The 22,032-nt window shown below is 59.0% G+C and carries 18 protein-coding genes; 9 read left to right on the forward strand and 9 right to left on the reverse strand.

Annotated features, from left to right (window positions below; translation table 11 throughout):
• Positions 1–15: 15 nt before the first annotated feature.
• Both BLS41_RS23610 and BLS41_RS23615 read left to right on the forward strand, forming a co-directional pair.
• Positions 16–930, forward strand: a complete 915-nt coding sequence (locus BLS41_RS23610) for a LysR family transcriptional regulator (protein WP_074769207.1) — start codon at positions 16–18, stop codon at positions 928–930.
• A 133-nt stretch (positions 931–1,063) separates the two neighbouring features.
• The gene (locus BLS41_RS23615) at positions 1,064–3,268 is read left to right on the forward strand and encodes an OsmC domain/YcaO domain-containing protein (RefSeq protein WP_074769209.1); all 2,205 of its coding nucleotides are present in this window, start codon (positions 1,064–1,066) and stop codon (positions 3,266–3,268) included.
• 255 nt (positions 3,269–3,523) lie between these two features.
• Here BLS41_RS23615 and BLS41_RS23620 read toward each other — a convergent pair whose 3' ends face one another.
• The 4 genes from BLS41_RS23620 to BLS41_RS23635 form a co-directional block, all read right to left on the reverse strand.
• The gene (locus BLS41_RS23620) at positions 3,524–4,405 is read right to left on the reverse strand and encodes an NmrA family NAD(P)-binding protein (RefSeq protein WP_074769211.1); all 882 of its coding nucleotides are present in this window, start codon (positions 4,403–4,405) and stop codon (positions 3,524–3,526) included.
• 157 nt (positions 4,406–4,562) lie between these two features.
• Positions 4,563–5,411, reverse strand: coding sequence for an NAD(P)-dependent oxidoreductase (locus BLS41_RS23625; RefSeq protein WP_074769213.1), 849 nt, complete (start codon positions 5,409–5,411; stop codon positions 4,563–4,565).
• A gap of 30 nt (positions 5,412–5,441) precedes the next feature.
• Positions 5,442–6,437, reverse strand: coding sequence for an alpha/beta hydrolase (locus BLS41_RS23630; protein ID WP_216350617.1), 996 nt, complete (start codon positions 6,435–6,437; stop codon positions 5,442–5,444).
• Between the two features lie 58 nt (positions 6,438–6,495).
• Entirely contained in the window at positions 6,496–6,921 is a 426-nt protein-coding gene (locus BLS41_RS23635) for an EthD family reductase (protein ID WP_253189745.1), read from the reverse strand.
• 62 nt (positions 6,922–6,983) lie between these two features.
• On the opposite strand from BLS41_RS23635, the gene BLS41_RS23640 reads away from it, so the two are divergent.
• Positions 6,984–7,835: a LysR family transcriptional regulator gene (locus BLS41_RS23640; protein ID WP_074769219.1), complete on the forward strand. Its 852-nt coding sequence runs from the start codon at positions 6,984–6,986 to the stop codon at positions 7,833–7,835.
• A 260-nt stretch (positions 7,836–8,095) separates the two neighbouring features.
• Here BLS41_RS23640 and BLS41_RS23645 read toward each other — a convergent pair whose 3' ends face one another.
• The 4 genes from BLS41_RS23645 to BLS41_RS23660 all read right to left on the reverse strand — a co-directional run bounded on the left by BLS41_RS23645 (position 8,096) and on the right by BLS41_RS23660 (position 10,834).
• On the reverse strand, positions 8,096–8,521 hold the full coding sequence (locus BLS41_RS23645) for a RidA family protein (RefSeq protein ID WP_074769221.1): 426 nt from the start codon (positions 8,519–8,521) through the stop codon (positions 8,096–8,098).
• Positions 8,522–8,741: 220 nt separating this feature from the next.
• On the reverse strand, positions 8,742–9,323 hold the full coding sequence (locus BLS41_RS23650) for a VOC family protein (RefSeq protein WP_216350618.1): 582 nt from the start codon (positions 9,321–9,323) through the stop codon (positions 8,742–8,744).
• Positions 9,324–9,539: 216 nt separating this feature from the next.
• Entirely contained in the window at positions 9,540–9,938 is a 399-nt protein-coding gene (locus tag BLS41_RS23655) for a nuclear transport factor 2 family protein (RefSeq protein WP_074769225.1), read from the reverse strand.
• A 140-nt stretch (positions 9,939–10,078) separates the two neighbouring features.
• Entirely contained in the window at positions 10,079–10,834 is a 756-nt protein-coding gene (locus tag BLS41_RS23660; protein WP_074769227.1) for an SDR family NAD(P)-dependent oxidoreductase, read from the reverse strand.
• A 141-nt stretch (positions 10,835–10,975) separates the two neighbouring features.
• Here BLS41_RS23660 and BLS41_RS23665 point away from each other — a divergent pair, with 141 nt between their 5' ends.
• From BLS41_RS23665 to BLS41_RS23675, 3 genes are all read left to right on the forward strand, one after another.
• Positions 10,976–11,908 (forward strand): LysR family transcriptional regulator, encoded by a 933-nt coding sequence (locus BLS41_RS23665; RefSeq protein ID WP_074769229.1) that lies wholly within the window; start codon positions 10,976–10,978, stop codon positions 11,906–11,908.
• Between the two features lie 492 nt (positions 11,909–12,400).
• Positions 12,401–13,939, forward strand: a complete 1,539-nt coding sequence (locus BLS41_RS23670) for a winged helix-turn-helix domain-containing protein (RefSeq protein ID WP_074769231.1) — start codon at positions 12,401–12,403, stop codon at positions 13,937–13,939.
• A 422-nt stretch (positions 13,940–14,361) separates the two neighbouring features.
• Positions 14,362–16,953 (forward strand): ATP-binding protein, encoded by a 2,592-nt coding sequence (locus BLS41_RS23675; RefSeq protein WP_074769233.1) that lies wholly within the window; start codon positions 14,362–14,364, stop codon positions 16,951–16,953.
• 12 nt (positions 16,954–16,965) lie between these two features.
• On the opposite strand, the gene BLS41_RS23680 is transcribed toward BLS41_RS23675, so the two are convergent.
• On the reverse strand, positions 16,966–17,643 hold the full coding sequence (locus BLS41_RS23680) for a P-loop NTPase family protein (RefSeq protein WP_253189746.1): 678 nt from the start codon (positions 17,641–17,643) through the stop codon (positions 16,966–16,968).
• Between the two features lie 398 nt (positions 17,644–18,041).
• Between BLS41_RS23680 and BLS41_RS23685 the strand changes: the two genes are divergently transcribed.
• The 3 genes from BLS41_RS23685 (at position 18,042) to BLS41_RS23695 (ending at position 20,824) form a co-directional block, all read left to right on the forward strand.
• Complete coding sequence (locus BLS41_RS23685) at positions 18,042–18,797, forward strand: SDR family NAD(P)-dependent oxidoreductase (protein ID WP_074769237.1); 756 nt, start codon at positions 18,042–18,044, stop codon at positions 18,795–18,797.
• Positions 18,798–19,490 (forward strand): NADPH-dependent F420 reductase, encoded by a 693-nt coding sequence (locus BLS41_RS23690; RefSeq protein ID WP_436972022.1) that lies wholly within the window; start codon positions 18,798–18,800, stop codon positions 19,488–19,490.
• A gap of 320 nt (positions 19,491–19,810) precedes the next feature.
• Positions 19,811–20,824 carry an alpha/beta fold hydrolase gene (locus BLS41_RS23695; protein WP_083380064.1) on the forward strand — a complete coding sequence of 338 codons (1,014 nt, stop codon included), beginning with the start codon at positions 19,811–19,813 and terminating at the stop codon, positions 20,822–20,824.
• Positions 20,825–22,032 lie beyond the last annotated feature (1,208 nt).

Raw genomic sequence — 22,032 nt, forward strand, 5'->3', positions numbered from 1 at the left:
AAGCTGGACTTATAAATGGCACGCTCCGATCTATCCGATATCACCGCATTTCTCACCGTCGCTCGCGAGGGCAGCTTCACGAAAGCCGCCGCGAAGCTCGACGTTTCGCAGTCTGCGCTGAGTCAGACCGTGCGCAATCTCGAAGCACGGCTCGGGCTCCGGCTCCTGACCCGAACCACGCGCAACGTCTCGCCGACGGAAGCCGGAGAGCGGCTGATACAGTCCGTCGGCCCCCGGCTCGATGAAATCGAGGCCGAACTGGCCGCTCTTACGGCGTTACGCGACAAACCGGCGGGCAAGGTGCGGATTGCCGCAGGCGAACACGCGGCGGAATTGCTGCTCTGGCCGGTGATTGAGCGGCTGCTGCCCGACTATCCCGACATCCGGATCGAAATCGTGATCGACAACGGACTCACGGACATCGTCGAACAACGGCTCGATGCGGGCGTGCGGCTCGGCGAGCAGGTGGCCAAAGACATGATCGCGGTTCGCATCGGGCCGGATGTGCGCATGGCCGCGGTCGGCACGCCCGGCTACTTCGCGAAGCATCCGAAGCCGAAGACGCCGCAAGACCTGACGGCGCACAACTGCATCAATATCCGGCTCCCGACCGCCGGGGGCATTTACGCGTGGGAGTTCAAGAAAGGGGGGCGCGAGATAAACGTGCGCGTCGAAGGACAACTCGTTTTCAATACGGGGACAATGGCCGCGAAGGCCGCCATGGCAGGCGTCGGCCTCGCGTTGATCCCGGAGGAACGCGTCTTGACGCAACTGGCGAACGGCAGCCTGGTGCGTGTGCTGGCCGACTGGTGCCCATTGTTCCCGGGCTTCCATCTCTACTATCCGAGCCGCCGGCAGCCGACTCCGGCGTTTGTCGTGGTGGCGGACGCGCTGCGTCAGGAATACAGCGCTCGCACCACCCGACGATAGACGACAAGGTGTTGTGCTGCTCACCACTTCCGCCAGCCATGTTCGCCGCCAACCGCCGATCTGCAACAGCAACGGCACCGGGGGACGCATAATAGCGGCTATGCCGTTTTTGGCACCGTTTTAGGATTCCCCCATGGAAATTAAAGTCAACTTTCTCGATAAGCTGCGCCTTGAAGCCAAGTTTGATGACTTCACGGTCGTGGCCGACCAGCCGATCCGTTATAAAGGCGACGGCTCCGCACCGGGTCCTTTCGATTATTTTCTGGCCTCGTCAGCCTTGTGTGCAGCTTATTTTGTAAAGTTGTACTGCGTCAGTCGCAATATTCCGACGGAAAATATCCGTCTTTCACAGAATAATATTGTCGATCCGGAAAATCGCTATAAGCAGATTTTCAAGATTCAGGTCGAATTGCCGGCGGATATGTCGGACGCGGACCGCCGCGGCATTTTGCGGTTTATCGACCGCTGTACCGTGAAAAAAGTGGTGCAAGCCGGGCCGGATTTCGTCATTGAAGAAGTCGAGAATCTCGACGCCGACGCCCAGTCGCTGCTGACTTTGAAGCCGGCTTCCGACGCCAGCACGTATATCGTAGGCAAGGATCTGCCGCTGGAACAAACCATCGCCAATATGTCGGGCATTCTGGCGGGTTTGGGCATGAAGATTGAAATCGCTTCGTGGCGCAATATCATTCCAAATGTGTGGTCGCTGCATATTCGCGACGCGCATTCGCCGATGTGTTTTACCAACGGCAAAGGAGCGACCAAAGAAAGCGCATTGGCGTCGGCATTGGGAGAGTTTATCGAGCGTCTGAATTGCAACCATTTCTATGGCGGTGCATTTTGGGGCGAAGATATTGCCAATGCGGATTTTGTCCATTATCCCGATGAACGCTGGTTCAAGCCGGGGCGTAAAGACGCATTGCCGCCTGAGATTCTGGATGCGTACAGTCTGGAAATTTATAATCCCGATGGCGAGTTGCGCGGCTCGCATCTGTATGACACGAACTCCGGCAATGTGCAGCGCGGCATCTGTTCGCTGCCGTTTGTACGGCAGTCGGATGGCGAAACGGTCTATTTTCCGTCGAACCTGATCGAGAACCTGTACGTCAGCAATGGCATGAGTGCCGGTAATACGCTGGCCGAAGCGCAGGTGCAATGTCTGTCCGAAATTTTCGAGCGGGCGGTAAAGCGCGAAATTATTGAAGGTGAAATCGCGTTGCCTGATGTGCCGCACGAAGTGCTGGCGAAATATCCGGGCATTCTGGCCGGGATTCAGGGCTTGGAAGAACAGGGCTTTCCGGTATTGATCAAGGATGCGTCGCTGGGTGGCATCTACCCGGTAATGTGCGTCACGCTGATGAACCCGCGAACCGGCGGTGTCTTTGCGTCGTTCGGTGCACACCCGAGTTTCGAGGTCGCGCTGGAGCGGAGTCTGACGGAATTGCTGCAGGGGCGCAGCTTTGAAGGTCTGAACGATTTGCCTCAGCCCACCTTTGTCAGTAACGCGGTGACCGAGCCGAATAACTTTGTCGAGCACTTTATCGATTCCAGCGGTGTGGTGTCGTGGCGCTTCTTCAGCGCCAAAGCGGATTACGAATTCGTCGAGTGGGATTTCTCCGGCCACGGTGAAAACTCCAATATCGACGAAGCCGCGACGCTATTCGGCATTCTCGAAAGCATGGGTAAAGAGGCTTATATGGCGGTGTATGACCAACTCGGCGCCGTCGCCTGCCGGATTCTGGTGCCCGGATATTCAGAGGTTTATCCGGTAGAGGATTTGATCTGGGATAACACCAACAAGTCGCTGTTATTCCGCTCCGATATTTTGAATGTGCATCGCCTGGACGACGCCAGCCTGGAAGCCATGCTTGAACGCCTGGAAAACAGCGAACTGGACGAGCACTCCGATATTGCGACTTTGATCGGCATCGAGTTTGACGAGAATACCGACTGGGGCCAGCTCACCGTTCTCGAGTTGAAACTGCTGACTCATCTCGCCTTGCAGCAATTCGAAGAGGCGCAGGAACTGGTGGGCGCGTTCCTGCAATACAACGACAACACGGTCGAGCGCGGCCTGTTCTACCAGGCGTTGAATGTCGTGCTGGAAGTCATGCTCGATGACGACCTCGAACTGGACGATTACGTGGTCAACTTCCGTCGGATGTTCGGCGACGCGCGGATGGACGCGGTATTGGGCTCGGTAGACGGCAGCGTGCGTTTCCATGGCCTGACGCCGACGAGCATGAAGCTGGAGGGTCTCGAAAGGCATCATCGTCTGATCGACAGCTACAGGAAATTGCATAAGGCACGGGCTGCTGTTGCGGCTACGGCGAGTTAGACCTGCAAGCCATGGCTGAATGCGGGGATGCGGGTCATCCCCCGCCTGAAGCCTTTCACCTGTGCCGGCGTGCATCAATGTTGACGCCCGGCACAGGTGGCCGGATTCGAAGGACAGGTTGCAGGACTTTGATCGGCTTTCCATCTTTCCATCTTTGCGTCGTCGTGTTGCCGTTCGTTAGGGCGCAAGAGCGGGAGCATAGGCTCCCGGCCCCTGCCCATCTTCAGCGCTTGTTTCCAGCAACCTCCGTCAGCCTTATCCCACCCGTCCGGCCAATTCCGCCAGCACCGTTTGATACGAGGTCGCACCGGTCACCCGCTCGTTCACGCCATCCTCGAAATCGATCCAGCCGGAGTTGAGGGCGTCGATCATTTCGATGCGCGGCGTCGGCCACGCCGTCCCCTGCGCCTGAAACAACGCGTCCCACTGATCGCGCGGCACTGCCTGAGCGCGCACCGCCCGCCCGAGCACGCCGCCCAGCAGCGCCGCAATCTCCTGCTGCGTGTAGCGCTGCGGCCCCTCAATCTCGATCACGCGACGTCCCTGCCACGATTGCTCAAGCGTTTGCGCAATCACCCGGCCGATATCCGCCGTTGCGACCATTGGAAACTTCCGATCCACCGGATGCAGAAAAGCCGGCATCACGCCCGTCTCGCGCGACGGCGCGATGTCCCAGAGCGAGTTCTCCATGAACAATGCCGGGCGCAGAATCGCAGTCGGGATCGACGTGCTGTCCGCCAGAGCCGCAAGCGCTTCTTCGAGAATATGCACCTGCGTGATGAGCCCGAGCCCGGACTCACGCTGCGCGCCAATCGACGACAGCGCCGCAATCCGCTGCGGACGCGCCTTCGTCAGCGCCTCGGTCAGCACCGCAGCCGCTGTATGCGCGTTCGGATAGCCCGGCTGCGGCGCGAAATTCGGCGCGATCATCACGAAGACGCCCGCTGTATCGCGAAATGCGGCGGTGAGCGCGTCGGCATCTTCAAACGATGCAATCGCCACTTCGGCGCCGCGCTCCACCCACTGCGCTGCCTTGCTTTCATCGCGCAACACGGCACGAACCGCGTGCCCCGCGTCCAGCAATGCACGCGCCGCCGCACCGCCAACCTGCCCTGTCACTCCGGTAATTGCATACATGTTCGTCGCTCCTTGATTACGGCCGATGCCGTGTTGAAGCGTATTTTCAGCGCCTCGAATCAATTTCACGAGAGCATGAATGTCATTTGTTTAATGATAATTTGGCATTTAAAGATATTTGCTTAACTAGCTCATAAAAGGGATCGACGCTATCCCGTCAGCCGTGATCTATGGTGAACTTCGCGATTGCGGACCAGTCAAGATCACCGTGGCCCGCGTTCACGACTTCCCGCATCCGGCCGTGAACAACATCGAGCATTGGTAGTACGCGGGCAGCATCGGTGGCCGCCTCCTTCGCCAGACGAAGATCCTTGAGGCCAAGCGTTGCCTTGAATCCGGGCTGGTAAGTGTCCCGGATGATATTGCCGGAATAGCTCTGATAGGGGCGACTGCCAAACAGCGTACCCAGGATCAATTCGAAAAAGCGCTCTCGCGAAAGTCCGTTCGTCTCGGTTAGAACGACGGCTTCCGCCATCGCCTCAATGGCCATCGTGATCATCATGTTGCAGGCGATCTTGGCAGCATAGGCCGTGTGCGGTTCATCGCCCATGTCCCAAACCTGTTTGCTGATGACGTCCAGCGCCGGTTTCACTCTTTCCAGCGCGCCGGGTGCGCCCGCGGCGAGGACGTTGAGTTCGCCCCTCGCGGCGACATCCGGCCGTCCGAGCACTGGAGCCGCCACATAAGCGACGCCAGCCGCGGCATGAATTTCTACCAGTTCCTGCGCAAACGCCACGGAGATTGTCGATGCCACGACATGCACCAGGCCCGGCCGAGCCTGAGACAGCAGATTCGCGTCAAGCAGGACGCCGCGGATTGCCGAGTCGTCGGACAGCATCGTCAAGGTCATGTCGACCTGCAACGCTTGCACCGGCGTCTCTACCATGCGTACGCCTTCGACATTCCCGCCTGAACGGTTCCAGGCGGTGACCGCATGACCGGCAGCGACCAGATTGCGGGCGATTTCCCGGCCCATCGCGCCTAAACCAATGATTCCAATTTCCATTTGAGTTCTCCTGGTAAAGATTCGTCTCGCTCAGTTGGGGGTTTCGGTGTTTTCGACCAGCCACTTCAACACCGGCACCAATGCATCATCCGAATTCTTCTCGTAGATGAGCCCGTGGCCGTTGCCGAACACGCCATGGTCGGGTAGATGCAACAGTTCCGCGCGGCTGCCAGCCGCTCCCAGTTGCTCAATTGCGGGGCGACTGGCGGCGGCAAAAGCTGAGGCTTCGGCAGTGACGGCGACGATCGGCAACCCGGCAAGCGCGGGCAGGCGATGTTTTCCGGGCGGGGCCGCGCGCAGTTCTTCCGGCGAAGCGACGGGAGGCTCCCAGTTCAGCGGCGCGGCCGCGAGACCCCACGTCAGCGACCCGATATTGGGGATATCGGCGAACGGAGGGCCCATTGGCTCGACCGCGACGATCGCTTTAAGTAGCCCAGGCCGACGGTCTGCTACCAGCCAGCCGACCGGCCCCGACGCTGAGTGCGTCACGAGGATCGCCGGGCCAATCCTGTCCAGTAGCCTGGCGAGCCTGTCCGCCTCCATGTCCTCCGAAAACGCGAGGTCTGCGGGAAGCGGCCCATAGCCAGCGATGAACTCGTCCATCGCTGCGTCGTCGTCGCGGGCAAAAGGCCATTGGGTGTGCTGACCTTCATATTGTGTCGGGAAGTAGATATCGCGCCCGTGTTCATACGAGAACCCCGGCCCCATCGGTCCCATCGTCTCGACGTGGTACGGCGATCGCCCTTGTCCGGGACGATCGGCCACGAGAACCGCGTAGCCCGCCTCCACCAGACGTTGTGCCCAACCCGGACGGCCATCCGGCGTGTCAAACCACTCGGTTCCCTGATAGCCGCCACCGTGTACAAGCACGATCGGCCAGGGGCGCGTGACCTGCTCCGGTGCCTCCCATTCGACGAAAAGCGGGCCGCATTGGTAGGTCTCGCCACCTCGTTCGATGCGATCGCCAGCAATCCACATATGTCCGCGACGCACGGTGCGGGGCGCTGCATTTTTCCAGAAGGCCAAGATTTTTCTCCAGTTTTTGCAAGTGAGAAGCGCGTAGCGCCGAGATGGAATTGACCCTTCAGAGCAGCGTGATGCGCAAGCGCGTTGGTGCGAGATCGGTGAACCTCGGAACGTCGGCCATGACCGCTGCGGCTTCCTGAGATCCGAAGGCTGTGTCGATTGCCGCCTCGTCCCGGAAACGACATTCACAAATCACGAGGGTGCCGACATGCGTAAGCGGCGGAAAAAAGGCCGCAACGCTTTCAAGCCCGTATTGCTGCCACGCCCGCATCACGAGAGGCAAGTGATGTTCGACGTAGTAGCTCCGGTCAAAACGGTCGGCTGGCGCACCTTCGTAGGTGACATACACGGTCGGCGATGCAATGTGCGACATGACGATCTCCTCTGCCAATTTCTCCCGGATCGTCCCTGCCAGGATGCTGGAATGCCGATCGGGTTGGCCGCGAGGGCATGTCGACATGGAACGGAGCGAAGTTTCGCGCATTCACTAATGTTCGACAATTCACTAAAATGAACATTTATCGTTCATTTTTGTGGGTACCGACTATGGAGTGGAGCGATGTCCGGATTTTTCTTGCGATAGCGCGTAGTGGAACATTGGGTGCTGCCGCCCGGCTGCTGCACCTTAGCCACCCGACCATTGGAAGGCGGCTTCGCGCGCTGGAAGATGCCACGGGACAGGTGCTCTTTCAGCGAACTGCCGAAGGCTTTGTGCTGACCGAAGAAGGCACCGCGATCCTGCCACTTGCCGAGCAGATGGAGGACAGTGCGCTGACCATGGAGCGGCGACTGGCTGGTGAACAGCAACAGCTGGAAGGCACGCTCAGGGTGTCATCGGCCGACTGGTTTGGCGCCTATGTCCTACCGCCAGTGATTGCCGACTACTCGCGCGAGTATCCACATGTGGAGATCGAGGTCCTGACGGGAGCGCGCCTGTTCAACCTCGCGCAGCGTGAAGCGGACGTCGCTTTCCGGATTGTTCCGTTCGACGGGCCCGATATCGTGCAAAGACGGCTGACCCAGATGCGATATGGCGCTTACGTGGCTAACGCAAGCGCTGATCCAGTGGAAGGCAATGGCACGGGGAGCCGTTTGATCGCGATGGATACGTCGACCGGCACTTTTCCCGATATCGATTGGCTGAAGACCCGTTTCCCGAACGCGAGCGTCGCAATGCAATCGAATAACCGCAATGTTCAGGCGCAAATGTGCGGCAGAGGCTTAGGCATTGCTGTGTTGCCGCGGCCTGTCGGAGACCAGGTCAACACCATTCGCCGGCTCGATCTGAGCGAAGATCCACCGGGTCGCGAGATATGGATGGGCTATCACCGCGATCTCCGGCGACTGCATCGTCTGCGCGCGTTCGTGGATATCGTCATCAAACATCTGGCCGACTAAGCCCACGGAATAAAAATTTTCGACGCGCGCACTCATTCTTCATCCCGGCAAAACACGCTGTCAACGCAGCGATTCACGGCAATGTGAAGCGTCGGCGAAGCTTCCGTCATTCCGTTCGATGATCTTCGCAATCGCAATCGCAATTGCAATCGCAAGCGCAGTGCCGGGACTGACTGCATGGCAACCTCAACCGCGACCGCGACCGATGCCGACCGTGTCTCGCGGATGCTGGCAATACGTGAGGACGAGTGCCGGCCTGTTCAGCCGATAGCAGACGAACCGTCTGTGGCCGGCTCCCGCTTCACGGCCACGCACTTGATCTCGACGAGCAAGCCTGGATGTGCAAGTTCGGCCACGCCGATAGAAGTCCATGCGCACGTGCCGCGTGGAAATAACCGATTTTTGACTTCGCGAAATACGGGCATATGCGTGTGCATTTGCACGTGATACGTCGTCATATCGACGACATCCTCGAAAGTACACCCGACCGCCTCAAGAACTACCCGCAGGTTTTCCCAACACGCCACAAACTGCGCGTGCGGATCGGCGATGACTTCGAGGTCGACGGTACGCCCAACCTGTCCAGCGCAGAACACGGTTGCGCCAACCTTCACCGCAGGTACATAACCTGCGCGTTCAACAATACGCTGCATCGTCGGCGGGACGATCAATTCTCGGTCTGCCATGTGTTTGTCCGTTATGGGAGGAAGTGCTCAGTGACTGCGCGTTAGATTATGACCGAGCATGGCGACCCACCGACCGGGAGTTTTTGCGCGCACACGGCGCACCTTGTTATCAACAGCTTGTTGTTTGCAGGCTTCTTGAGAAACTATCTGCGCGTGGGCGGCACTATCGGGCCGCCCACGCCGACATATCGCCGATTTCCATGTACTCAGCGTTATCGCGCTATTTCGATTGAGACGCGAACACGAGTTCGAACTGCGAGTCCCACGGGGTCAGGAAATAGAACCACCGCTCGCCATCCGGTAACGTAACCGGATCGTTGAGAATTCGCAGTCCCCTGTTCTTCAGAACGGCGATGCTGTGATCGATATCCGTCGTCTTAAGCGCAATGTGTGTTTCTGCCGCGTCGTCTTCATGTGGTCGCACGCGGGAGATGTCGGGGCCGGAGTATTGGAAAAGCTCAATCTTCGAGCCATCCTGCAACTGCATCATCACAATCCGGTCGATCTCACTCGATTTGTGCCAGTTGAATGCCTTCTTCCATCCGTCTGGAATCTTCCCCGGGCGCATGTCGGACACAACGCGCGCGCCGAGCAGATCTGCAAAAAATGCACTGGCTACATCAACGTCAGGCACGTTGATCCCAACGTGGTCAATCCCGGCGACGGCAAGACGTTGCTGTGATGCAGGCTGCGCAATTGCCTGAACCGGACTGGATACATCTGCGGAGAATGCGGGAACAGACAAAGAGCTTCCCGCCATGATGAGTGCCGGGAGAAGCCGGCGATAAAGAACTTTTTTCACAACTGACTCACTTCAACTAGATCAGGAAATCATTCGTTTCAGGACGCGGATTGATCGCATTGCCCCAGCGCGCTGCGTCTGCCAGCGGAAAACCGACAACCCGGTTATCGGGAGGCACCTGGTTGCACAGGTGCTCCTTCATCGTTACGAAAACAGCTTCAGCAATAAAGACACAAAGGGATTGAAAACTGCTTCCGGGCGTCGCGCTGTTCGAGCCTAGCCCGCAGCGGTGAAAGCCTTCTGCGCCGCCACCGTGTCGAGCGACTCACGAAGCAGTTTGATCTTTCCATTCGCGGCGACGAGGCGACCTGCATACATCTGCTTGTAGACGTTCCCCGTGGACGGTACGAGTGCCTCTACCGAGTACTCTCCGAATACCTGAGTCGGCGTATCGATCAGAATCTGGACGTCTTTGAACTTGAAATCCGGCACCTTATCAAGAAGACCCGCGATGAATTTTTCGATGGCCGCCGGGCCTTGCGCGCCCGTGGTCGGGCCAAGGCTACTCAGATAAGGCAGTTCAAGAATGCCGTCATCCGCGAACAGAGCAGCAGCAGCCTTGGGATCACGGATTGACTCGAGGTACTTGTTAAGCAGTGTTTTTGCGGTATCCATTTTTTGCGCCTCTTTAGTGTGTGACTGCTGGGCAGTGGTGTTCAATTGGGCTGGCTTCAGAAAACACGTTAAAAAGCACTGCACTGGCAACGCGGATCAACCTGCTGCCGTGCAGCGCTCCCGTATCTTCCGTACGCCCTTTAGACCTGAGCCTGGCCACCGTCGGCGGTAATCTCCGCACCGTTGATGAAGCTCGAATCGTCCGAGGCGAGGAACGTGACCACCTTGGCGATCTCCGACGGGTCGGCAAGGCGGCCGATCGGAACGAGTGACGCGAGGTAGCCGAGCAGGCCGTCCTGACCTTCCTTGGTATCGCCACCGAGTTCAGCGAGGCCAACCGTGCGCGTCGATCCCGGGCTCACGACATTCACGCGAATGCCACGGTCTTTCAGGTCCAGGACCCAGCTGCGAGCCAGCGCACGAATAGCCGCTTTCGATGCGCCGTAGATGCTGAATGCCGCCGTCCCTGTCGAGCCCGCGATCGAGCCGGTCAGGATGATCGAACCACCCTTCTGAATCAGCGGAAGTGCTTTCTGCACCGTGAACACAACAGCGCGCACATTGCGATTGAACGTGTCGTCAAAATGCTGCTCGGAGATTTCGCCAAGCGGTGCCATCGTGCCGCCGCCTGCGTTCGTGTACAGGATGTCGAGACGACCCTCGTTCCTGCGAATTTCTTCGAACAGTACGTCGAGGTCTTCGGCACGCGTGACATCGCCCCGCACGCCGCGAGCGCCGTGCCCGATTGCTTCGACTGCGCTTTCCAGCTCTGCCTTGCGGCGACCCGTGATATAGACCTTCGCGCCTTCCGCTGCGAGATCTTTTGCTGCGGCCAGACCGATGCCGCTCGTGCCGCCAGTGACCAGTGCTACCTTACCTTCCAGTTTTTTGCTCATGATTTGCTCCGGGTTGTTGAGTGCTGATGGGTGCAACGATAAACGCCTGTGAGACGCAGAAAAACAGCGAAACGGCAAATTGATTTTCCACGTACATGGATAATCGCTAAACTGGTGACTGACCTAACACGGAAAGAACCAATGGATCAGCTACAAGCGTTGCGTGTGTTCGTGCGAATTGCCGAATCGGGAGGCTTCAGCAAAGCCGCCGACGCCCTGAACGTGCCGCGAGCGACAGTCTCCAAGCTCATTCAGGAACTCGAAACCCATCTTCGTGTGAAGCTCTTTCAGCGCTCCACTCGCCGTGTGGTCGTGACGGAAGAAGGTCAGACCTACTACCAGAACGCGGTCAAGCTTCTCGCCGACATCGACGAGATGGATGGGCTTTTTGCGGACTCTCGCGGAAACCCGCGCGGCCGCATTCGCGTCGACATCGGCTCGTCTTTGGCTAACCTCATCCTGCTGCCGCATCTGCCGGCCTTCCGCAAGCGCTACCCCGAAATACAGCTCGACGTAGGAGTGAGCGACCGTCAGGTCGACCTGATTGGCGAGGGCGTGGACTGCGTAATCCGTGGCGGCGAGCTGACCGACACGTCGCTCGTCGCCCGGCGTCTGGCCGGGCTGGAATGGGGAACGTATGCCGGGTCCGCCTACCTTGCCGAGCGCGGCACGCCATCGCATCCCGACGACCTGCTCGCGCGTCACGAAGTGGTGGGTTACTTTTCATCATTGACCGGTCGGGTATTTACGCTGCTCTTCGAACAGGGCGAGGAGTCGATAACCGTTGATCCGAAAGGCGCCAGAGGTGTCTTCGTGAACGAAAGCACGGCCCATCTGACTTCGCTGGTCAGCGGCCTGGGCGTCGGCCAGACCTTTTCGTTCATGGCACAGCCCTGGTTGAAAAACGGCGATCTCGTCCAGGTCCTGCCGCAATGGAATCGCCCGCTCCACCCGATGCACATCGTCTTCGCACAGTCGAAGTACAACAGCGCCCGCCTGAAAGTTTTCGTCGACTGGGTCATCGAAATTTTCAGGCCTTATGACAGCACGCCTGCTCCGGTTCGACCTGCGTAGCGGAGGCCCGCAGTCTGGGAGGCGCGAACGATCCCCGCCCTCCCCGAAATGATCCGTTGCAGGCAGACCGCGACAACAGAAGACAGGAAACACGACCGGGAAGGCAGAATCCAGGCCGTCGCATTGATGCCTGAAGTATTCCAAATGCCACACTTAAAGGGCGTGAGAGTTCCTTAACTTTTATGAAAACGTGGAACAAGCGGGCATATGACGTTGCAAATTCATTATGTGAAGACATAATGACGTCAGGATTGAAACGGATATCTGGACGCTGCGCCACGGACAGCCACAGAGTGCTGACCTGAATCTGTTTCGCTCATCGCTGACGAGCCAGGGCGGACACGCGGGCCGGTAACGCGCCTTCTTCGTCACACATGTAGCTTCCGCAAACTGTTCAACTGGGACTGCCGTCAGCGCCTTCGCGTGAGGGCAGGCGTAAGCGTCCCTCATCCGTGAACGCGGTGTTCTGATTTCAGTATCGAGGTTGCCCTGATGAAAATCGGTGAACTGGAAGTCGTGCGTGATTCGCGCCAGGTCCTGCGGAACGGCGTCGCCGTCAGTCTCGGCAGCCGCGCGTACGATCTGCTCCAGGTTCTGCTGGACGCGAACGGTGAGGTCATTCCAACCCAGGAGATTCTCGCGAAGGTGTGGCCCTCCACGGTTGTCGAGGAAAACAATATCCAGGTCCATATCTGCGCGCTCAGACGTCTGCTCGGTGAAAATCGCCACCTGATCCAGACTGTCTCAGGACGCGGTTACCGCATGGCGCGTCCCGCATCCGTTGTTGCCGAGCCTCCCGCTCCCGCCGGCAACCCGCACGCAGAGATCATCACCCAACCCGACTTCAGCCTTCCGCACACAAGCGGCCCACTATTTGGCCGGGAAACATGTACCGAACGGCTGATCGCTGCAATCAGCGAGGGGGAAGATGCCGTCATTACGCTCGTCGGTCCCGCAGGTGTCGGCAAATCCCGCCTTGCGCTGGAAGTCGCGCGACATTTTGCGGATCATGGCGAGATCGGCGTTTCCTATCTTGCGCTCGCGTCGCATTCCAGCGAGAAAGAGGTCTATGACATGATTGGCGCCGCGCTCGAACCGGTGGGCGCCGAACCCGTTACTGCGTGCACCGTGAGACCTTCCGGGCCAACCGCCCTCCTCGTGCTGGACGACTGCGACCGGCTTTGCCATGCAGCAATACGGGCGCTTTCCGACAGCGAGACCTTCAGGCGATTGTCCCGGACCGTTGTTCTTCTGACCACTCGCACTCCGCTAAGGATGTCGATGGAGAGGGTCGTCAAGATCCCGTCGCTCCTCGCTGTTCCCCGGCGCGGAACCGTGGACGCTGCCCTTGAAATGTTTGTCTCGCGCGTCCGGTGTTTCGATCCACGAATGGACCTCACGGACGCGTTCATGGAGAGCGCCCGCCATCTGGTTGAGCAGATGGATGGTCTACCGCTCGCGATCGAACTCGCGGCACACCACACGTCCATGCTCGGCATCGAGTCGATCTCGCGTCTGCTCGAGCAGAATGTCGACCTGTCCAGCAGCGACCTGCGCCGCATGACGGACAGTCGGCACGAGTCACTAGGCATGGCGCTGATGTGGACCTGGCCGAGCCTCGGCGTACTGCCGCGGACAATACTCACTGCCCTGCTGGACGCAGGTGCCGAGGCCGACCTCGGGGAATTGCACAACATCGCAGAGAGGTCGGGACTGCAACCGGAAAGTGCACTGGAGGCTATCAGCGATCTCGTCGAGAATTCATTTCTCAACCCTGCTTATAAGGGACTGTCGGTGACATACCGGATCCCCAACACGGTGCAGCGATTCCTGTCGCAACAACGGCAGGCGGAGCCAACTTCATCCGCTCCGACTTTGGCGGATCTCCGTGCTCCGAATGGTGTCCGGTCTGCCCCACTGTTGCCTGACAGGCACGCCGGCAAATCGCCGGACAACTCTAGCGACAACGCGATTTCGCGCAAGCGTCACGCGGCGGCGTCAAGGCCGGGTGGCACCGTTCGGCGCTCCTGACCTGCACGGCCGGGGGTCATTCCGGGCCGCAGTGTGATGGCAACGCTATGACCATAACTGACACGAATTGCACGGGCGTATCTCCCGCATAGGGCCTCGCATAGCCGAGGCAGCAGTCAAACCAAAATCAATAAAAATCCTGCAATTCCGCGCATTGCACCGGGTGTGCTGATCGATGATCGTTCAATTCAAATATCTGAAAGTAAATCCGCATAAAGATGTGACGAATTACCCTTGTCTATGTGAGGGCATCTAAGATTAATTCATAAAATTGACCTGTTACGATAGACAATGTTATTAGTTCCAGATCTATCGTTCCTGCCTGATCAAATTATGTTCAACCTGTTTTCCGCGCCGACTTCGACGCCCCTGCCCTCAGGACAATCCTGGCACCTTAACTCGCCAGCGAACGGGAAATCCAGGTGATCGAGGTAGGCCCGCTTCGCGTTTCGATCGAGGATAGAACCGTCTTGCTGGGTGGGCAGCCTTGCCCGCTCAGCAGCCGTGCGTTCGCCATTCTCGAAGCGCTGATCGCCGTCCGCGGCACCGTCGTATCCAAGGACGCGCTGCTCGAACACGCGTGGCCCGACACGATCGTCGAAGAAAACAATCTTCAGGTCCAGATCGTCACGCTAAGGCGCGCACTCGGACATTCCCGTGATCTCCTCAAGACCGTGCCGGGCCGCGGCTACATCCTGCTGCCGCAACCGCAGTCGGCTTCACGGCAGAGCAAGGTGTACTCGCTGGGACTACCGTTCGTCGATACCCTCTTTGGCCGCAGCAGCGCTGTCGACGATCTTCTGCATCTCTTCGAGTCCAGCCAGGTCGTCACGCTCACCGGCGCTGGAGGCATCGGAAAAACCAGCCTCGCAATCGAAGTCTGTCGCGACACGGGCGATCTGTTCCTCTGTATCCGCTATGTCTCGCTTGCGGCTATCCAGAACGACCACCAGGCAAGAGAAGCGATACTGGCTATCTTCTCCGACGTGGTAAAAGGCAGTGCGATGAGCGTCGAAGAAATGTCCAGAAGCTTGCGCAAGTCGCAATGCCTGGTCATTCTCGATAACTGTGAGCATCTGATTGAAAGTGTTGCCTGTATCGCGCAGACGATTACGGCGGGCAACCCGGGTGTACGCGTGCTGGCCACCAGTCGTGAAGCGCTGCGCATTGCGGCAGAGACGGTCTATCCCGTGCAGACCCTCGCCTGTCCTGCCCGCACGGCGGAAAATGACGAAACGCTCGAATCCGACGCGGTAAAACTCTTCCTCCATCGACTGCGCCGGTTGTCGGCGAACTTCGACCTGAACGAATCGACCGTGCCGGTAATCGGAGAAATCTGCCGCCGTCTCGACGGTATTCCTCTAGCCATAGAACTTGCGGCTGCCCGTGCAGCCACGCTCGGGCTCGATACGGTTCGCGCCCATCTCGACAACCGTTTTGCGATCCTCACAGGCGGCTCCCGCAACGCGCTGCCGCGCCACCAGACGCTGAAGGCCGTGTTCGAGTGGAGCTACAGGCTACTGTCGGAAACCGAGCAACTACTATTTCGGCAGGCGAGTGTTTTCGCAGACGGCTTTTCGCTGGAAGCACTCGCCGCCATCATGGACGGGCATGGGATATCGAACGTGGGCACCGCCCAGACCCTCGCCGGACTCGTCGCCAAATCTCTTCTCTACATAGACCGGCAGAACCCGCGCCGTTTTCGTCAGCTGGAGAGTTCACGCGCCTATGCGCGCACCCTGCTTGACCAGAACGGCGAGACGGCTGCGGCATCTCACGCTCACGCCAGGTATTTCCGCGATTTTTTCGAAAAAGGCCCCTACAAGTCCGAACAGATCAAAATCGAGGATGCGCATGACGTGATCAGTGCCGAGATTGGCAACATGCGGGCAGCAATGTCCTGGGCGTTTGGGGTCGCCGGGAATGTGTCTCTCGGCATCGAGCTTGCCGCGACGGCTGTACCGATGCTGTTCGAACTGCCACGCTTCGAAGAGTGCGAATATTGGGCATCCATTGCCATTGGTGCGCTTCGGCCCTTGTTGGCAAGTCCGCGATTGCAACAGACACGACTCGGGATCCTGTCTGCTCGCGCATCGGCGCTTGTTTATACCGAAGGCCCGCAGCCGTCTGTCGAGACCGCCTGGCAGGAGGTCCTGGCACTGGCCGAATCAGCGAATGATCCCAGCGCGCAATTGCGGGCGATCTGGGGGTTGTGGAACCTGGAGCTATATGGCGGTCGACCGAAGAGCGCACTTGTCTACGCGCTGCGGTTCCAGAGCGCCGCACGGGAGTTTGGCTCGCCACTCCAGGTTGCGCTGAGCCGAAGGATTATCGGCATGACGCTGCACTATGCAGGCAGGCACGCCGATGCGCGCGACGAACTGCTTGCTGCGTTGGCGACGCCTGAAATGAAGGAGCTCAGATGGTCGACGACCGGCGTCCGGACCGATCAGATTGCCGCGACGCGTGCTTTGCTCGCCCGCATTCAGTGGTTCCTTGGCGACCGGGCTGGAAGCCTGGAACAGATAGAGACAGCCGAGGAAACTGCCAGAGCAACGGGACATGAGTTGACCTTGGCCTACGTTCTCATGGAGGCCACCATTCCGCTCGCGATACTCCAGCGGAGTGCGGATACGCTGATGCTTGCTGTCGAAGAACTCGAAAAGGAATGCCGCAAGGTCGGCCTGCGTGCGTGGCTCGCGTGCTGTGATGCGTTCGAATGGATTGCGCGGGCGATGGAAACCCGCCTGACTTCCGACGAGCTTTCCGCGATGGGACGCTCGGTCGAGCGGCTTCGAAAGACAGGCTATCTGGCGCCGCTACCCATGGTCCTCGGTGAATTTGCGGCAGCACTGGAGGCGGGTGGTCAGCACGATCAGGCTCTGGCGACCATCGACGTTGCGCTCGAACACTGCGCGAAACACGGGAGCTGGTGGTATCCCCCCAGGCTCGAGGAATTGCGCGCGTCGATGGGGAAGCCGGCCACCGCTTCGTCGGCGGCAGAACTCCTGTGAGCGCCGGCCGGCCTATTCGGCTTCCCAGCGCGATCCGAGCACGCGACCACAAAAGTTCGCCCGATAGAACGTCGAACTGTATCGCTCGAGCACGTCTGCGCTGACGGCGCCAAAGGTCGTCTCCGGACGGTGCATGATTGCCCGCCCCACCGCTTCCAGATATTCGCTCGCGAAGTCGCCACCGCGCGGAAACTCTCCGAGGATTTCCATTCGCAGCGGCTGCGAGAGGCGCTCGATCCCGTCACCGAAAAGATCGGCTCGCACTCCGTATGCCAGCAGTCGTGTGAGCCCGTTCATTCGCTCCGTTACGCCTGGCGTGGTGTGAAGACTGATGGCTTCCCACACGGCAACACTGAGCCTATGCCTCACGCCTTCGTTTTCCAGAAACTCTTTGGCTGCGTCGGCACCGTCTACTTCGTAACGCTGAGTCGAGTTTGCGTAGCTTGAACTCAGCCCCATGTGGGCAAAATGGGCTGAAACGAAAAGGAGATCCGCCGTGACCGGAATGTCCAGTCTCCTGGCTTCCAGAGACGCGAAGACGAAAGCCCTATAGGCGTGCCGCACCACGACCGCGGGCAACGACGCCCGCGCGATGTCGGCGGCGTAGTGCGCGAATCTTCTGCGGGGCATGCTGATTCCCGCCAGCTGCAAAGGAAATCCAGAAACAGTGCTCGATTTCTTGGGACTCAAAAATGCCTCCTCGGGTGTCGACGCCGATTCGTCACACCGGAACGCCCGCACCCGCGTGCCACCGTTGCTCGACGCTCACGAATCGCGTTCACCACGTTATTTGAATGCGGGACCTTCTTTTAAATCCTGGTCGCACGAACCGGGTTGATCGGCTCGGCGCGGGGCCCGGCTGATCATCGCAATTTACCGGGGTCGGCTGGATAAAGCATTCGCCGGACGCTGATTTTTCATGAAAAAAGCTTAAGCACTTCAAAGGCTTATGGCGCGTTTTGCGGCGCGCGGGACGGCGTACCGATTATCCACGGGAGTGGAAAGTGAATTAGGAGAAAGGGTATTTTTCAACGAGACGCTCATGTCTAAAGTTGCACCTACCCACTCTCAACAACCCGGAGCAAATCATGAGCAAAAAACTGGAAGGTAAGGTAGCACTGGTCACTGGCGGCACGAGCGGTATCGGCCTGGCCGCAGCAAAGGACCTCGCAGCGGAAGGTGCGACGGTCTATATCACGGGTCGCCGTCAGGCGGAACTGGCAAGCGCTGTTGAAGCGATTGGACATGGCGCTCGCGGCGTGCAGGGCGATGTGACTCGTGCTGCCGATCTCGACAATCTGTTCGAACAGATCCGCACCGAGCAAGGCCGGCTGGATGTCGTATTCACCAACGCAGGTGGCGGCACGATGGCACCGCTTGGCGATATCTCCGAACAGCATTTCGACGACACGTTCAATCGCAATGTGCGTGCTGTCGTGTTCACGGTGCAGAAGGCACTGCCGTTGATGCAGAAAGGTGGCTCGCTGATTCTGAATGGATCGATTGCAGGTTCGACGGGTACGCCGGCGTTCAGCATCTACAGCGCCTCGAAAGCCGCCGTTCGCGCGCTGGCTCGCAGTTGGGTACTGGACCTGAAAGACCGTGGCATTCGCGTGAATGTCGTGAGCCCGGGTTCGACGCGCACGGTTGGCCTGGCCGAACTTGGTGGCGATACCAAGGAAGGTCAGGACGGCCTGCTCGGCTACCTCGCGTCACTCGTGCCGATCGGCCGTCTTGCCGACCCGTCGGAGATCGCCAAAGTGGTCACGTTCCTCGCATCGGACGATTCGAGCTTCATCAACGGCGCTGAGATTACCGCCGACGGCGGCCAGGCTCAGGTCTGATTGCCGGATCGACATTCATCCCGGGTGGACAGCAGATTGCATTCATCAAAGGCTGTCCACCCGGAAGAAATGCGGATTCAGAGGAGTTTTCCCATGAAAGTCGGCTTCATTGGTGCGGCCAATATCGCACAGACATACTCGAAACATTTATTGCGTAGCGGCCATTCCGTCGTATTGAGCAACCGGAGCGGCCCGGAAACGTTGACGGATCTGGTAGCAGCACTTGGCGCACGCGCTTCTGCCGCATCCGTCGAGGTTGCGGCGAAGGCCGACGTGGTCGTGCTGGCGTTGCCCTGGACGCAGCTTCGGTCCCTTCAGCAGAGAGACATCGACTGGAGCGGCCGGATCGTGATCGACGCAACCAATGCGTTGCTGACGTATGCGCCGGACTTCCGTCGGGCAGACCTGGGCGGCAGGACGTCGAGCGAGATAGTCGCGGACATGCTGCCGGGCGCCCGGATCGTCAAGGCGCTCAACACGCTCTATTTCAAGGTACTCGAACGGGCCCCCTCGGAAGCAGGCGGCCGCCGTGTCATGTTTCTCTCCGGTGACGATAGCGAAGCCAAGAAGACTGTGTCGTCCATTCTGTCGTCAACGGGATTTTGCCCGATCGATCTTGGCGGACTCGCCGAGGGAGGCCGGATCCAGCAGTTCGGGGCGCCACTGGCGGGTCCCAATCTGCTAGCGCTGTGAGCAACTGGCCGCACCGGGGATATGCGTCCTTAATGGGTCTGCCGCGCAATGCGTCGACAAACTGGCCAGCCTGGCAAACTTTGTTGAGGAGCGGGCTTTCGCGACGGCTACCGAATGGGAGGAACCTGTCCCGCAGCACCCGGAATGAGGGTCTTCGGGTTAGCGGATACATGCGCACAACCGCCCCGCTCGCTATACGTTTTAAGAAATTTTAAGCGTGTCAAAAGGACATTGCGCATTCAACGTCTGTACCGTTGCACGTCAAGGGTAAAGACGGTCTGTCGGCCCTTTCCACACATCCACTGCAAACGGAGAACAACATGAATATTGAATCTGCAATCGGGGGAGCCAAGGTTTCCCGGCGCAAGCTGCTATCCGCAACGGTCGGCGTTGCCGGAGCGGTGGCCGCTGCCGCCACCGTGCCGGCGAGCGCCGCTGCACCGGCGACCGGCAAGTCCGGTGCCGGCAAACATGGCGCGGGCGGTCATGGTCACGACGACAACTTTGTGCAGGCGAAAGACGGCACGCTCATTTACTACAAGGACTGGGGTCCGAAGGACGCACAGCCGATCGTATTCCACCACGGCTGGCCGCTATCGTCCGACGACTGGGACGCGCAGATGCTGTTTTTCGTCTCGAAGGGCTATCGCGTGGTAGCACACGACCGCCGTGGCCATGGCCGGTCCGCGCAGGTGCCGAACGGCCACGATATGGATCACTACGCATCGGATGCATTCGCGGTCGTCGAAGCGCTCGATCTGCGAAATGCGGTTCACATCGGTCACTCGACCGGCGGGGGCGAAGTTGCGCGCTATGTGGCGAAATTCGGCCAGCCGTCTGGACGGGTCGCAAAAGCGGTGCTGGTCAGTGCCGTTCCGCCGCTGATGCTCAAGACGGAAAGCAACCCCGAAGGATTGCCGATCGACGTATTCGATGGCTTCCGCAAGGCGCTGGCCGAGAATCGCGCGCAGTTCTTCCTCGACGTCCCTACCGGTCCGTTCTACGGTTTCAACCGCACGGGCGCAAAAGTCTATCCGGGCGTGATCCAGAACTGGTGGCGTCAGGGCATGATGGGTAGCGCGCTGGCACACTACGAAGGCATCAAGGCGTTCTCCGAAACGGATCAAACCGACGACCTCAAGGCAATCACGGTTCCGACGCTGGTGCTGCACGGCGAAGACGACCAGATCGTGCCGATCGCGGATGCAGCCTTGAAATCGATCAAGCTGCTGAAAAACGGCACGCTCAAGACCTATCCTGGCCTTCCGCACGGCATGTTGACTACGAACGCCGATACGCTGAACGCGGATCTTCTGGCGTTCGTGCAGAAGTAAAGCGGCACAGAGGTTGAGAGCTGGATGATGGTCTGACTCTCTACATCGCAGGTTGTCGGCAGGAGCCCGCTGTTCGTGAGGACGGCGGGCTCTCCTGCGTGACTCTGCATGGAGCGAAAGCGATTATCCGGCCGACGTGTCAGTAGATTCAACGCGCTGGATCAATGTCAAGCCGCAAGCTTGCTCGTCGTTAATTTCGTTCAGAGATTCGACTTCGGCATCGGTTGATATCGCCGACGTACAAACCGGGTGTCCGAACGTTAGCTATGGCCGGCAATGAGTCGCTGATGCGACCTTCATCCCGACTACTTGCACACGAGAATCCCGCCTGTTCCTCTCAACGTGGAGACAGACACCGCATCTCGCGCATGGAAGGTCCCATAGGCTCAACGAACTCCTCACCATTCCACTGGCGAGTCATCTGCTCGCAACCGTTGAGTTTGCGGCCCCACATTGAACCGGCAACGCGGATGAGCCGGCCAGACCACTGGTTGCGATATTCGCGGGCGTCGCACGCGACGGAAAAATGGTGCTGAACCCGCAGCCATTCGTGACCACTTGCGGCACGCGTCGATTTCAAACGCTTCCACCTATCTTCAACGCAGCAGCGCGAGCTCGATTGGCATGCTGCTGTGGGCTTAGCCGCAATCAGGCCGGTCCGATCAAGCCATTCCCTACGCTGTTTGATCGACGCCGACACGCGCCTCGCACGTCCACTGCCTATCCGCTGACATCAGTTCGGTCCAGGGACAGGTCGCTTCGAAAGCGCCCTGTTGAGTCGGACAGTTCAATCAACTGGAATGACGTGTCCAGCCCTTGGGCCAACGGGGTTTTGCCCTATCCCGCAATCTCCGGTTGACCGTCTGGACTCTATCTCGCGATCGATTGCACGACGCGTGATGCGCGTTCGCCTATTCAAGAGAGTCGCGTGCGAACTGGAAGTGGACCACAGGAGAACCGCCCCATATTTTGCAAGCGCGGCTAACGCGAGCCATGGAAGCCTCGCCTTTCGTCTCTTTCTTTTGATCTCGCCGCCGATCAGCCGCGGCTAAAAATTTGGGCAACACTCTCAAAGAATTCCGGGCCACTGCAGCCTTTGTTGCATCAGAACGGCCGTTTTCGGCTTCCCGCAAACTTTGTTGTCTCCCCATAGCCGCAAAAAGAAATTTGACAAACTATCTTAAGATATATATCTTAAGATACATCTT

Origin of the sequence: Paraburkholderia fungorum, from assembly GCF_900099835.1 — a bacterium.
In the GTDB taxonomy this organism is placed as follows: Bacteria; Pseudomonadota; Gammaproteobacteria; order Burkholderiales; family Burkholderiaceae; genus Paraburkholderia; species Paraburkholderia fungorum_A.